General features: G+C 74.4%; 9 protein-coding genes. 5 read left to right on the top strand and 4 right to left on the bottom strand.

The features are described 5' to 3' along the window. The first annotated feature begins 80 nt into the window (after nt 1-80). The 4 genes from QWY28_RS10105 to QWY28_RS10090 all read left to right on the top strand — a co-directional run bounded on the left by QWY28_RS10105 (nt 81) and on the right by QWY28_RS10090 (nt 3,697). Entirely contained in the window at nt 81-779 is a 699-nt protein-coding gene (locus QWY28_RS10105) for a response regulator transcription factor (protein WP_300952404.1), read from the top strand. Then, a complete protein-coding gene (locus QWY28_RS10100; protein ID WP_300952403.1) occupies nt 776-2,179 on the top strand; it encodes a HAMP domain-containing sensor histidine kinase in 1,404 nt (467 codons plus the stop codon). The genes QWY28_RS10105 and QWY28_RS10100 overlap by 4 nt, the downstream gene beginning before the upstream one ends. Next, entirely contained in the window at nt 2,176-2,781 is a 606-nt protein-coding gene (locus QWY28_RS10095) for a DUF3558 domain-containing protein (RefSeq protein ID WP_300952402.1), read from the top strand. Before QWY28_RS10100 ends, QWY28_RS10095 begins: the two co-directional genes overlap by 4 nt. A 67-nt stretch (nt 2,782-2,848) precedes the next feature. Next, the gene (locus tag QWY28_RS10090; protein WP_300952401.1) at nt 2,849-3,697 is read left to right on the top strand and encodes a thioesterase family protein; all 849 of its coding nucleotides are present in this window, start codon (nt 2,849-2,851) and stop codon (nt 3,695-3,697) included. A 25-nt stretch (nt 3,698-3,722) separates the two neighbouring features. Here QWY28_RS10090 and zwf read toward each other — a convergent pair whose 3' ends face one another. Genes zwf through QWY28_RS10075 form a run of 3 tightly spaced genes read right to left on the bottom strand, consistent with a single transcriptional unit; the run spans nt 3,723 to nt 7,011 of the window. After that, complete coding sequence (zwf, locus tag QWY28_RS10085; RefSeq protein ID WP_300952651.1) at nt 3,723-5,174, bottom strand: glucose-6-phosphate dehydrogenase; 1,452 nt, start codon at nt 5,172-5,174, stop codon at nt 3,723-3,725. Nucleotides 5,175-5,188: 14 nt separating this feature from the next. Then, nucleotides 5,189-6,445 (bottom strand): anthranilate synthase component I family protein, encoded by a 1,257-nt coding sequence (locus tag QWY28_RS10080; RefSeq protein ID WP_300952400.1) that lies wholly within the window; start codon nt 6,443-6,445, stop codon nt 5,189-5,191. Further along, nucleotides 6,442-7,011, bottom strand: coding sequence for an anthranilate synthase component II (locus QWY28_RS10075; RefSeq protein ID WP_300952399.1), 570 nt, complete (start codon nt 7,009-7,011; stop codon nt 6,442-6,444). The genes QWY28_RS10080 and QWY28_RS10075 overlap by 4 nt, the downstream gene beginning before the upstream one ends. 139 nt (nt 7,012-7,150) lie before the next feature. Here QWY28_RS10075 and QWY28_RS10070 point away from each other — a divergent pair, with 139 nt between their 5' ends. Next, a complete protein-coding gene (locus tag QWY28_RS10070) occupies nt 7,151-11,647 on the top strand; it encodes a lamin tail domain-containing protein (protein ID WP_300952398.1) in 4,497 nt (1,498 codons plus the stop codon). A gap of 82 nt (nt 11,648-11,729) precedes the next feature. Here the strand turns inward: QWY28_RS10070 and QWY28_RS10065 are convergent, their stop codons facing one another. Beyond that, nucleotides 11,730-13,643, bottom strand: coding sequence for an anthranilate synthase family protein (locus QWY28_RS10065; RefSeq protein ID WP_300952397.1), 1,914 nt, complete (start codon nt 13,641-13,643; stop codon nt 11,730-11,732). Between the last annotated feature and the right edge of the window lie 36 nt (nt 13,644-13,679).

The raw sequence follows: 13,679 nt of genomic DNA, 5'->3' as shown, positions 1-13,679 counted from the left end.
GGACCGGCAGGCGCGGACGGGTCCGGCTCCGAGCGCGGAGTTCTCAGCGGTGCCTCAGGCCGGACTGGCACCATGACGTCGTGCCAGCGTCCGTCAAGCCCCGCGCCCTCGTCGTCGACGACGACAAGGCCGTGCGGGAGTCGCTGCGGCGGTCGCTGGAGTTCAACGGGTACGAGGTGCACGTCGCCACCGACGGTGCGGAGGCGCTGGCCGCGATCGGCAGGGTCGGCCCCGACGTCGTCGTGATGGACGTGATGATGCCCCGGCTCGACGGGATCGAGGCGACCCGGGCGCTGCGCGCGGCCGGCAACGACGTACCCGTCCTCGTGCTCACCGCCCGCGACGCCGTCGGCGACCGGGTGGAGGGTCTCGACGCGGGGGCCGACGACTACCTGACCAAGCCGTTCGCGCTGGCCGAGCTCCTGGCCCGGCTGCGCGCGCTCCTGCGGCGGGTGGTGCCGGCCGAGGACGCCCCCGACGAGGTGCTGTCGTTCGCCGACCTGTCGATGGACGTGGCGACCCGCGAGGTGCGGCGCGGCGAGCGGCTGATCGAGCTGACGCGGACGGAGTTCACGCTGCTGGAGATGTTCCTGCGGCGGCCCCGGCGGGTGCTCGAGCGCTCGTTCATCCTCGAGGAGGTCTGGGGCTACGACTTCCCCACGACCGCCAACTCCCTGGAGGTCTACGTCGGCTACCTGCGCCGCAAGACCGAGGCCGAGGGCGAGCCGCGGCTGATCCACACCGTGCGCGGCGTCGGCTACGTGCTGAAGGAAGCATGAGCGGGCTGCTGCGCTCGCTCGCCGGCCGGGTCACCCTGCTCACCACCATCGCGGTCGGCCTGGCGGTCGCGTTCGTCGCGGTCGGGGCGTTCATGACCGCCCGGGTGCAGCTGCAGTCGACGCTGGACAACTCGCTGCTCGAGCGCGCCCACGCCGCCGCGAAGTACCCCTTCCTCTCCGAGCTGACCAACGACTACCAGCTCCCCTCGTGGGCGCTCGGCGCCGCGGACGTCCGGATCGCCTTCGTGTACGCCGACGGCAGCTACCGCACCTACGACCAGCTGCCGCCGATGCAGCTCGGCACCGAGACCGCGGTCGCCACCGGCGAGCGGAGCTGGACGGCGCGGACGATCTACGCCGGCGGGCGCGACTACCGCGTCGTCGCGGTCCCGGCCGGCGACGGCGGCGCGCTCGTCGTCGCCCAGTCGCTCGAGCCGCAGCAGCAGGTGCTGGCCCGGCTCGGCGTGGTCATGCTGGTCTTCGGACTCCTCGGCGTCGTCGCCGCGGGCGTGGCGGGCTGGGCGGTCGCCCGCAACGGCCTGCGCCCGGTGCGCCGGCTCACCTCGGAGGTCGAGGCCATCGCCCGCACCGAGGACCTCGACCCGATCGCGGTGGAGGGGGACGACGAGGTCGCGCGCCTGGCCGCCGCCTTCAACGAGATGCTCACCGCCCTCGCCGCCTCCCGCGACCGGCAGCGCCGCCTGGTCGCCGACGCCGGGCACGAGCTGCGCACGCCGCTGACCTCGCTGCGGACCAACATCGAGCTGCTCACCCAGGCCGACGCCGAGGCGACCGGCCCGGGCGGCGACGGCGGCCTCCCCGAGGGCGCCCGCGCCGAGCTGCTCGCCGACGTCCGCGCGCAGATCGAGGAGCTCACCACCCTCATCGGCGACCTCGTCGAGCTCTCCCGCGACGACGAGGCGGCCCACGTGGTCGCCCCCGTGGACCTCGCCGAGGTCGTCGACCAGGCGCTGGCGCGGGTACGCCGCCGGGCGCCCGGCCTCGTGTTCGACGTCGTCGCGGAGCCGTTCGAGGTCGTCGGCGACTCCGCCGCGCTGGAGCGCGCGGTGACCAACCTGCTCGACAACGCCGCCAAGTGGAGCCCGCCCGGCGGCACCGTGACCGTCCGCCTGGCCGGCGGCGTGCTCACCGTCGACGACGAGGGACCGGGCATCTCCGAGGAGGACCGACCGCACGTGTTCGACCGCTTCTGGCGCGCCGAGGAGTCCCGCAGCATGCCGGGCTCCGGCCTGGGCCTCTCGATCGTGGCGCGGGTCGCGGACCGGCACGCGGGCCGCGTCGAGGTCGACCGGTCCCCCGCGGGCGGGGCGCGGCTGGTCCTCTCGCTGCCCGCCCCGGCCCCCGCGGCGGGCCCCGGCCGGACGGGCGCCCGCGGATGAGGCGCGCACTCGCCGTACCCCTGGCGTCGCTGGCTTCCCTGGCGCTCCTCGCCGGCTGCTCCGGCGACGGCCCCGAGGACACCGACGACCCCGGAGCGGCGCCGGCCTCCGCCGGTTCCCCGCACGGGGCGGCGGACGCGACGGCGACGCCGGGCTCCTCCCCGACCGTCGCGTCGTGGAACCCCTGCGACGACCTGGACCCCGCCGAGGTCGGCCGCGTGCTCGGCGAGGAGGTCACCGAGGAGGACGGCGAGCCGGGCGCGATGCGCTGCTCCTACCTGCCGGTGGCCGACGGCGGGGCGACGCTCGACGTGAACTACCTGTGGTTCGACGGCTCCTTCGAGGACGCGTGGGACAGCATCGGCACCGACATCGCCGGCACGGTCCGCGACGTCGACCTGCCCACCGCCGACGCCGCCCGCACCGTCGAGCAGGTCACCGACGACGCCGTGCTCGTGACCGGCTTCGTGCAGACCGGCGGCCTCATCGAGTCGGTCAACGCGCTGGTGCTCGACCCGACCCAGCGCGACCGCCTCGTCCGGGCCACCCGCGAGGTGCTGCGCCTGCTCTCCGAGCGGGCACCGGAGCGGGCCGCGGACTGACCCCGCGGACTGACCCCGCGGACCGACCCCGCGGGCCGCCCGCCGGGGCGCCTGCCAGGATGCGGCCATGGAGCTGGCCTTCTTCACGTCCGACGACGACGGCGAGAGCCTCGTCGCCACCGACCTCGCGGTCAGCAGCTGGGGTGCCGACCACCTGCACGGCGTCGCGGTCAGCGGGGCGATGGCCCGCGCGCTGGAGCATCGGATCGAGGCGGAGGGCCGCACCGACCTGCGCCCGGCGCGCTACACCGCCGACCTGTTCCGCCCGGCCAGCCGGCGGCCGCTGACGTTCACCACCGAGGTGGTCCGCGCCGGGCCGCGGCTGGCGCTCCTCGACGTCGTGGCCCTCCAGGACGGCACGCCGGTCGCCCGCGCGAGCGGGCTCTTCCTCAAGCCGACCGGCGACACCGAGGGCGAGGTGTGGATGCCCGGCACCCACCCGTCCCCGCCGCCGGAGGACGTCGCACCGCCGACCACCGAGCCGCACGTGCCGTTCCTGCACAGCGACGCCGGGTGGTCCCAGGACTTCCGCGAGCACCAGAACGCCTCGCGCAAGACGTCGTGGAACAGCGCCGTCCCGGTCGTGGCCGGGGAGGCCGCCACGCCGTTCCAGGCCATCGCCGCCATCGCCGACGGCGCGAGCCTGGTGACCAACTGGGGCACCCGCGGGGTCGAGCACATCAACACCGACATCACGCTGACCCTCGTCCGCCGCCCCGCCGGCACCGAGATCGGCCTGCACGCCGTCGACCGGCTCGAGGAGGACGGGATCGCCGTCGGCACGGCCACCGTCTTCGACCGCCGGGGCGCGCTCGGCACCATCGTGCTCGCCTCGCTCGCCAACGCCCGCCGCACCGTCGACCTCGGCAAGGAGCAGTGGGAGGACGACGGGCGACGTACGACGTCGGGCGCCTGAGCCGCAGGACCAGGCGCCCGCGGGCTCAGGCGTCGGTGCCGTCCTGCGCCGGCTGCCGCCAGGCCCGCTCGAACGGCAGCCGCCACGCGTGCGGCGCGACGAGCTGGTGGATCGCGTTGGGACCCCACGTGCCGGGCTGGTACGTCCGCACCGGCGGCGGCGTCTCGAGCAGCGCCGTCGACTTGTCCCAGAGCGTCTCGATGCCCTCGGCGGTGGTGAACAGCGTGTGGTCGCCGCGCATGGCGTCGTGGATGAGCCGTTCGTACGCCGCCAGCACGCCGGTCGAGGACGACGTCTCGTGCGTGGCGAACTGCATCGACAGCTTCTCCAGCTTCATGCCTGGACCCGGCTTCTTGCCGTAGAACGACAGCGACATCCGCGACTGGTCGGCGAGGTCGAAGGTCAGGTGGTCGGGCCCCTGCATCCCCGCCTGCGAGCCGGCCGGGAACATCGACAGCGGCGGCTCCTTGAACGCGATCGAGATGATCCGCGCGCTCTCGGCCATCTTCTTGCCCGTGCGCAGGTAGATCGGGACGCCGGCCCACCGCCAGTTGTCGATCTCGACCTTGAGCGCGATGAAGGTCTCGGTGTCGGAGTCGTCGGCGACCTCCTCCTTGCCGCGGTAGCCGGCGTACTGCCCGCGCACCACGTCGTGGGGGTCGATCGGCTTCATCGAGCGGAAGACCTTGTTCTTCTCGTCGCTGATCGGGTCCGGCTCCAGCGACGTCGGCGGCTCCATCGCCATGAACGCCAGCACCTGCATCAGGTGGGTGACGACCATGTCGCGGTAGGCGCCGGTGGACTCGTAGAACTTCGTGCGCCCCTCGAGCCCGAGCGTCTCGGGGACGTCGATCTGCACGTGGTCGATGAAGTTGCGGTTCCAGATCGGCTCGAAGAGGCCGTTGGCGAAGCGGAACGCGAGGATGTTCTGCGCCGCCTCCTTGCCGAGGAAGTGGTCGATGCGGAAGATCTGCTGCTCGTCGAAGACCTCGTGCAGCTCGGCGTTGAGGTTCACCGCCGACTCCAGGTCGGTGCCGAACGGCTTCTCCATGACGATCCGGGACCGCTCGACCAGGCCGGCCTTGTCGAGCTGGTGCACCACGTCGAGGGCGGCCTTGGGCGGCACGCTGAGGTAGTGGAGCCGGCGCTTGCGCTCGTCGGGTCCCGGGAGCGTCTCCTCGGCGCGGGCCACCTCGTCGGCCAGCGCCTGCGGGCCGGCGGACTGCGGCAGGTAGCTGAGCAGGTTCCCGAACGGCGCCCAGCGGGCGTCGTCGATCGTGCCGTCGCCGAACTCCTCGCACGCCTCGCGCGCGAACGTCTCGAAGTGGGCGGAGTCGACGTCCTCCAGGGAGGTCCCGACGATGCGGGTGTCCGTCAGCAGGCCCGCCTCGAACAGGTGCAGCAGCCCCGGCAGCAGCTTGCGGCGGGACAGGTCGCCGGTGGCGCCGAACAGCACGATGACGTGCGGCTTGGCCATGCTCTCGACGGTGCTCACGTGGGGTTACCTCCTGGGTCCGCGAAGACGGCGAGGAGCCGCTCCGCCTTCCATCGTGCCTCGGCGTGCTCGGAGTCTGCGTCGGAGTGGACGGTGACGCCGCCACCGGTACCCAGCTCCCACCGACCGTCACCGGCGGTGACCAGGCTCCGGATGACGACGCCGAGGTCGGCGCTCCCGTCGGCGGCCACCCACCCGAACGCGCCGGCGTAGATGCCGCGGGGCGTCGCCTCCACCGCGTCGACGACCTCCATCGTCCGCCGCTTCGGCGCGCCGGTCATCGAACCGGCCGGGAACAGCGCGCGCAGCGCACCGACGGTCGAGATCTCGGGACGGAGCCGGCCGCGGACGGTCGAGACGAGCTGGTGCACGCTGGCGTAGGACTCCACGTCCATCAGCACCGGCACCTCCACCGAGCCCGGCTCGCACACGGTGGCCAGGTCGTTGCGCAGCAGGTCGACGACCATGAGGTTCTCGGCCCGGTAGCGCTGCTCGGTGCGCAGCCGCTCGGCCGCCGCCGCGTCCTCGGCCGGCGTCGTGCCGCGCGCGGTGGTGCCCTTGATCGGCCGGGTCTCCACGGTGCGGCCGCCGCCCGGGCCGGGCTGCACGGCGGCGTACCGCTCGGGGCTGCTGGAGAGCAGCCAGGCCCGCGCGCCCGGGACGTCGTGCTGGAGGAACCCGGCGTACGGCGCGGGGTTGAGCCGGCGCAGGCGGAGGTACGCCGCCACGGGGTCGAGCCCGCTCGTCACCTGCTCGCGGTGGGTCAGGTTGACCTCGTAGCTGTGCCCGCCGCGCAGCGCCTCCTGGACACGGTCGAACGCCTCGGCGTACCACCCGGGCGCGGCCGGGACGACCGGCGCGGCGATGCGCGCGGCGGTCGGCGCCGGCCCGGCGTGCGCGACCCGGCGGACGTGCGAGGGCCGCATCCACACCGCGTCTGGGACCCCCTGTGCCGCGCGGGCGGGCAGGTCGGGGCGGCACGCGTAGCCCAGGTAGCCGAACCAGCGGTCGTCCGCCGAGCCCGTGGCGAGCTCGGCCTCGAGCGCCGCGAAGACGTCCGCGCCCTCGCCGACCACCTCGGCGCGGCCACCGGTGTGCCGGGTCACCGTCCGGCTCGCGGCGTCGTAGGACAGGGAGACGTCGTCGTGGTCGAGCCACCCCAGCACCGACCCGGCCTCGAGCCAGAAGCAGCGCCGGTGCGCGGCAGCGACCTCGGCGAAGGCCCGCTCGGCCGCCCCGGTCTCCCCGGTCACCCCGGGCCCCCGAGGAAGGCAGCGACGATCCGCAGGCCGTGCTCGGAGAGCACCGACTCGGGATGGAACTGGACGCCCTCGAGCGGGAGCGTGCGGTGCCGCACCCCCATCACCGTCCCGTCCTCGGCGCGGGCGCTGACCTCGAGGCAGTCGGGCACGACCGTGGCGGCCAGCGAGTGGTAGCGCACCGCCGCGAACCCCTGCGGCAGCCCGGACAGCACGCCGCGGCCGTCGTGGGTCACGTGCGCCACCACCCCGTGGGCGGGGTCGACCCGCTCGACGCGACCGCCGTACGCCGCCACCAGGCCCTGCATGCCGAGGCACACGCCCAGCACCGGCCGGGTCCCGGCCCGCAGCACCTCGCGGCCCACGCGGAAGTCGACCGGGTCGTCGGGACGTCCCGGGCCGGGTGACAGGACCACCCGGTCGTGGGCGAGCACCTCGTCCGCGGTCACCTCGTCGTGCTGCACGACCGTCGGGAGCACGCCGGTCACCTGCGCGACCAGGTCGACCAGGTTCCAGGTGTAGGAGTCGTGGTGGTCGACCACCACCACGTCCGCGAGCACGGGATCCAGGCTAGTGCCGCCGCGTGTTCACGCCGGCGCCACCGACGGCGCCGCGAGCGGACACGCCGAGGTCACCCGGCGTCGCGAGCGTTGCGCTGCCCCGCGCCCGCGGGAGCGTCCATCGCGAAAGGCAACACCCGTGACCCCACCCAGACCGCTGGTCCTGGCCTCCAGCGCGCTGACCGCGCTGCTCGCCGCGACCGTGCTGCCGGCGACCACGCCCCTGGCGCCGGCCGCCTCCGCGGCCCCTGCGGCCCCGCCCGGCCCCACCTCCTCGATCCTCATCAGCGAGATCGCCAACGGAGGCGCCGGCGCGACCAGCAACGCCAACCGCGTCTCCAACGACGACTTCATGGAGATCGCGAACTTCGGCACCGCGCCGGTCGACGTCTCCGGCTGGCGGCTGCTGCGCTGCGGCCAGACCGGCGACGCCTACGGCCCGCAGAAGGTGCTGCCGGCCGGCACCGTGCTCGCCCCGGGCGAGACCTACACCGTGGGGTCGCCGACGAGCACCAACAAGGCGGTCGTCAAGCGCGACGCGGACTACGACGCGAGCGGGTCGACGCTGCACGAGTTCGGCTTCGGCGCCTGGCTCGAGACGCCCGACTACCAGGTCGTGGACCGCGTGGGGTTCTACCACGACAGCGTCTTCAGCGACTGCGGCCGCGACGACCGCGCGCTCGAGCGGCCGCTCGACCACCGGCTGAACCAGAGCCACCAGCGGGTCGCCACGACCGGCGACCCCGAGGTCGACTGGGTGGTGGCCACGCGCACCCCGGACGCGCCCAACGCGACCGGCCCGCTCACCGACACCGAGGCGCCGGGCCCGGTGAAGATCACCGAGGTCACCAACGGCGTCCTCGGCAACAACGTCAACCAGTACGTCGAGCTCACCAACACCGGCACCGAGCCGGTCGACATCACCGGCTACAAGCTCTACCGGTGCGGCGAGAACGGCACGACCTACCTGCAGAACGGCTCGCTGCCCCGCGGCCTCCTCGCGCCCGGCGCGTCGTACCTCGTCGCGCACACCTCCGCCGGCCTCGGCCCCGGCGTCGCGGTCGACGCGACGTACACCACCGGCATGCACTTCCGGGACTTCGGCGTGATGCTGACCCGCCGCGACGACCGCATCGTCGACCGCGTCGGGTTCTACGCCGACCGGAACAGCATCTGCACCGACGGCGACCCGGTCACCGAGGACCTCGACGCGCTGCGCGGCGAGGCCTACCACCGCGTCGCGGACACCGGCGACAACGCCCAGGACTTCCTCCTGGCCCAGGAGCGCAGCCCGCGGGTCGCCTCCGCACGCGCCGACCTCACCCCGCCGGCGCCCAACGTCCGCGGCCCGATCCGCATCAGCGAGCTCGCGGGTGGCGGCCCGGCCGGCGACAACGACGAGATCATCGAGATCGCCAACTACGGCGACACCCCGGTCGACCTCGACGGCTGGTCGCTGACCCGCTGCTACGCGACCGGGCAGGGCGGGGCGCCCGCCCAGGTCGCCGACCTCGGCGACGTCACGCTCGCGCCCGGCGAGGTCTGGCTCGCCACCGACGACGGGGCGCCCGCCGAGCTGCGCGCGCTCGCCGACGCCGTCTACGGCACCGGCCTCGCCGACACGACGTACGGCGCGTACGTCGCGGACGCGCAGGGCCGCTTCGTCGACGCGGTCGCGGTCTACGAGACCGTCGAGCACTCCCCGTGCAACGCCTTCGGCTCCACGCTCCGCGGCTTCGCCAAGTCCGACCTCGGCGAGTCCTACCAGCGCGCCCGCAGCACCGCCGACGACGAGGAGAACTTCGTCGTGGCCCAGCGCACCCCCGGTGTCCTCGCCGAGCACACCTGGGTCGACCCCACCGAGCCGCTGCCCGGCGAGCTCGACCCGGTCTCGGTCGACCGGGTCACCGCCCCCGGGACGCCGCAGGTGACCACCGAGGAGACCGGCGCCGGCCACCGCGCGACCGTGACCACCGAGGACGCCGACAGCGGTGAGCTGCAGGTCAGCGTCCGCGCCGCGCAGCCGCTGCCGACGACGGGCGCGCGTGTCCTCACCGGCACGACCCCCCGCAAGGTCCCGGCCACGCTGTCGATCGACGGCGAACGGCCGGCCGACGCGGCATCCGGGCTCACCACCGAGTCGGCCGGCTCGGAGTACCCCTTCCAGCGCTTCGAGGTGCCGGTGGCCGAGGTCCCGGCCGACGGCGTGGAGCTGACCTGGACCGGCACCGCCCCGCGCCGCGACGAGGTGCAGGCCTACACCTGGGACGGCACTGCGTGGCAGCTCGCCGACGCCGCCGTGCCCAGCGCCGACGGCGACCTGACGCTCGTCGCGCACGTCCCCGCCTCGTCGGTCCTCGACGGGCGGGCCAACGTGCTGGTCATCGACGGGCCGCGCACCCGCGGCGGCGCCGTGGACGAGGTCGGCGTCGAGGACCAGGCGTTCCTGGACCCCTGGCAGTACGACGTCGCGCTCAACCACATGACCGACACCCAGTTCCTCTCCGAGGGCTTCCGCGACGTCTTCCGCCGGATGGTGACCTGGGTGGTCGCCAACGCCGACGCCCGCAAGATCGGCTACAGCACCAACGGCGGCGACATCATCGAGAACTGGATCGCCGGCAACGCCGACCCGGTCCGCGCCCGCAAGGAGTTCGCCGCCGCCAAGCGGATCATGCAGCTGCTCAACGACGCCGACGTGCCCAACGGCGTGCTGCCGGGCAACCACGACAACCTGTGGGGCCGCGACAACCGGCTCTACAACGAGTACTTCGGGCCCTCGATGTACTCCGGCGAGTCCTGGTGGGGCGCCTCCTACGGCCCCGACGACAACTCCGCGCACTACGACTTCGTCGAGGTCGACGGCCTGGACCTGCTCGTCCTGAGCCTGCCCTACGCCCCGACCCAGGCGCAGATCGACTGGGGCCGTGCGGTCGCGGCGGCGCACCCGCGCCACAACGTGGTCCTGGTGACGCACAGCTACCTCAACACCGAGGGCGACATCGAGAACCGCAACGGCCGCTACACCGCCCGCGGCGAGGACATCTGGTCCGACCTGGTCGCCCCGAGCGACAACGTCTTCCTCGTCCTCGGCGGCCACTACCACGGCGTCGCGACGAAGTACGGCGACCCGGTCACCGGGGAGCAGGTCGACGCCACCGAGATCGCCGGCGACGTGGTCGCGGTCCGCAACGTCGGCGAGACCGGGCGCCGGGTCGTCCAGATGCTCGCCGACTACCAGGGCTACCGCTCCACCCAGCCCGAGCCGCGCGCCGACACCCTCGACCGCGACACCGGCTTCCAGCGGCTGCTCCAGCTCGACCTCGACGCCGAGCTGATGGCCGTCAACGCCTACTCCCCGCACCTGGACACCTTCGAGGCGTGGAAGTACGACGAGCCGGCCTTCCGCGGCGCCAACGCCCGCTACGACGCGCGCGACGACGAGTTCGTCGCCAAGATCGACCTGCTCGCGCGGCGCAGCGTGGCCACCGAGGGCTGGGGTCTCACCTCCCGGTCCACCGAGGTCGGCACCGCCACCGTCCCGGCCGGCAGCCCGGCCCGGGTGGACCTGGCCGGCGTCGCCCGCGGCTCGGTCGTGGTCGCCCGGGTCACCGACCCCACCGGCCAGGTCGTCGCCTCCGCACCGGTCACCGTCGGCACCGCGACCGGCCCGGGCACGCCCGGCGGTCCCGGCACGGGCGGCCCCGGTGGGCCCGGCACGCCCGGCGCCACCGCCACGACGACCACCCTCGGCGCGGACCGCGCCGGCCAGGTCCTCGGCGCGCCGGAGCAGGAGCGGGTGCTCGTCCGCGCGACGGTCGCCGCGAGCGGCGGCACCGGTCCGGTCAGCGGGTCGCTCCTCCTCACGGCCGACGGCCGGCCGCTCGGCACCGCCACGGTCACCGCCGGCCGCGCCGAGCTGCGCCTGCCCGACCTCCCCGTCGGGACGCACCGGGTCCTCGCCCGGTTCGAGCCGGCCGCCGGGTCGTCGCACGCCGCGTCGACCTCCGAGCCGCTGACGGTCACCGTCTCGGCGCCGGAGGCCGCCCGGTCGACGACCACGCTGACCGCGTCCGGCCGCACCCAGCGGTACGCCGCCGAGCCGGCCCGCCGCGTCTCGCTGACCGCGACCGTCGCCTCCGCACGCGGTGCGGCCGGCACCGTCGAGGTCCGGCGGAGCGGCGTGCTGGTGGCCTCGGCGCCGCTGACCGGCGGCTCCGCGACCGTGCTGCTGCCGGGCGACCTGCCGGTCGGGCGGCACGAGCTGACGGCGACCTACGTCCCGGCCGACCCGGCCGCGGTCGCGCCGTCGACCTCGGCGAGCACGACGGTCGTCGTCCAGCGCGCGTCGACCACCGCCCGCGCCCGGCTGCTCGACGGCCCCGTCGGGGCCCGGGAGCGCGGCCGGCTCGAGGTCGCGGTGAGCGCTACCGGCCTCGTCCCGACCGGCACGGTCACCGTCACGGTGCGGGGCGGGGGCCGCGTGCGGACCCTGGCCGCGACCCTCGTCGACGGCCGGGCCGTGCTGCGGCTGCCCCGGCTCGTGCGCGGCTCCTACCGGGTCCTCGCGACCTACGGCGGCAGCGACGTCGCCGCCGGCGACCGGGCCCCGGTGGTGCGCCTGCGGGTGCGCTGACCGGGTCCTGACAGCAGCGGCCCCCACCCCCGTCCGGGGTGGGGGCCGCTGTGCCGTGTGTCGTGTGGTGCCGTTCCGGGGGTCAGTCGGCCAGCAGCAGCGCGACGACGTAGTCGTGCAGCAGGTCGTAGCCGCGCTCGGTGAGGATCGACTCGGCGTGGAACTGGATGCCGCGGTAGTGCGGGCCCGCCAGGTGGTGCACGTCGCCGGTCGCGGGGTCGGTGTCGACGCGCACGCCGTCGGGCACCGCGTCGCCCTCGCCGACGCGCCCCACGAAGGTGTTGTAGAACCCGACCCGCTCGGTGCGGCCCTCGAGCGGCACGGGCGACTGGGTGCCCTGGAAGACGATGTCCTTGTAGGTCAGCGGGATCCCGAGCTGGTGGCAGAGCGCCTGGTGGCCCAGGCAGACGGCCAGGAACGGCGCCCGCTTCTCCATCAGCCCCGCGACGGCGGCGCGCAGGTTGGCCATCTTCGGGTCGGCGTCGTCGCGGGGGTCGCCCGGGCCCGGCCCGACGATCACCAGGTCGTACCCGTCGAGGCACCCGGCGACGTACTCCTCGTGGCGGACGACCTCGCTGGTCATGCCGAGCACGCCGAGGACGTGGCGCAGCATGTTCACGAAGTCGTCCTCGCCGTCGAGGATCACCGCGCTGCGGCCGGCCAGCCGCGGGTCGGGCGCCGAGCCGCCCTGGTCGGTCAGCCAGAACGACGAGAGCCGGCGGTTGCGGGCGTTGAGCGCCAGCAGGACGTCCTCGTCGTTGACCAGCTCGGCGACGTTCACCTCCGGCGTCGGCGCCGCCGGCACGAGCCCGAAGGCGCTGAGGATGCCGCCGGCCTTGGCGTGGGTCTCGGCGACCTCGTACGCCGCGTCGGAGTCGCGCACGAGGGTCGCGCCGGCGGTCACCTTGAGGTTGCCCTCGAGGTCGACGTCGGCGGTGCGGATGACGATCGGGCTGTCCACGACCGGCCCGCCCTCGGCGTCGCGGCCCAGCACGGCCAGCGCGGCGCCGTAGTAGCCGCGGCCCTCGGTCTCGTAGGCCTTGATCAGCCGGCAGGCGTTCTCCACCGGGCTGCCGGTGACGGTGGCGGCGTACATCGTGTCGCGCAGCACCTCGCGCGGGTCGCGGTCGGTGCGGCCGGCGAGGAGGTACTCGGTGTGGACGAGGCGGCTCATCGGCTTCAGGAACGGCCCGAGCACCTGGCCGCCCTGGTTGCAGATGTCGCACATCATCTTCAGCTCCTCGTCGACGACCATGAAGAGCTCGTAGATCTCCTTCTCGTCGCGCAGGAACTCCAGCAGCTCGCCGCGGACGTCCGCGGCGGGGTCGCGGGGGATGCGGAAGGTGCCGCTGATCGGGTTCATCCGGACGTCGCCGCCGTGGATGGACACGTGCCGCTCGGGGCTGGCGCCGATGAGGTAGCGGTCGCCGGTGAAGAAGACGAAGGTCCAGTACGCCCCGCGCTCCCGCTCGAGCAGGCGGCGGAAGACCGCCAGCGCCTTGTCGGCACCCCAGTCGGCGACCTGGGCGCGGTAGTGCCGGCCGACGACGAGGTTCGCCCCCTCGCCCTGGCCGATCTCGTCGCGGATGATCGCCTCGACGAGCTTGCCGTACTCCTCGTCGTCGGTCTCGAAGCCGCCCCGGTCGCTGAACTCGACCGCGACCTCGTCGATCGCCTCGACCACCTCGGCGACGGAGAACTCCAGCTCGGTCTCCACGTCGACCACCACCAGCGGCGTGCCGTCGTCGTGGGCCTCGAACCCGCGCTCGGCCACCTGGCGGAACGGCACCGCGAGCAGCCGGTCGGCGATGTGGCCGGCCTGCGGCGGCCCCTCCTCGAGGGGTACGTCGAGCAGCGACTCCACCACCGAGCGCCGGCCGCCGACGAGGCCGACGCTGTCGCGGTCCCCCGCCCGCGTCGACCGGCGGATGATCGCCCACGCCTCGTGCCCCTGGAGCGCGGCGATGGCGTCCCGGGCGTTCGGCGTGCTCGTCATGGCGCGAACTCTAGTTGTCGCCCGCGGCTGGGCCTC

It is taken from the genome of Nocardioides oceani (assembly GCF_030412965.1).
Taxonomy (GTDB): Bacteria; Actinomycetota; Actinomycetes; order Propionibacteriales; family Nocardioidaceae; genus Nocardioides; species Nocardioides oceani.
This window is presented reverse-complemented; position numbering and strand designations above follow the sequence as displayed.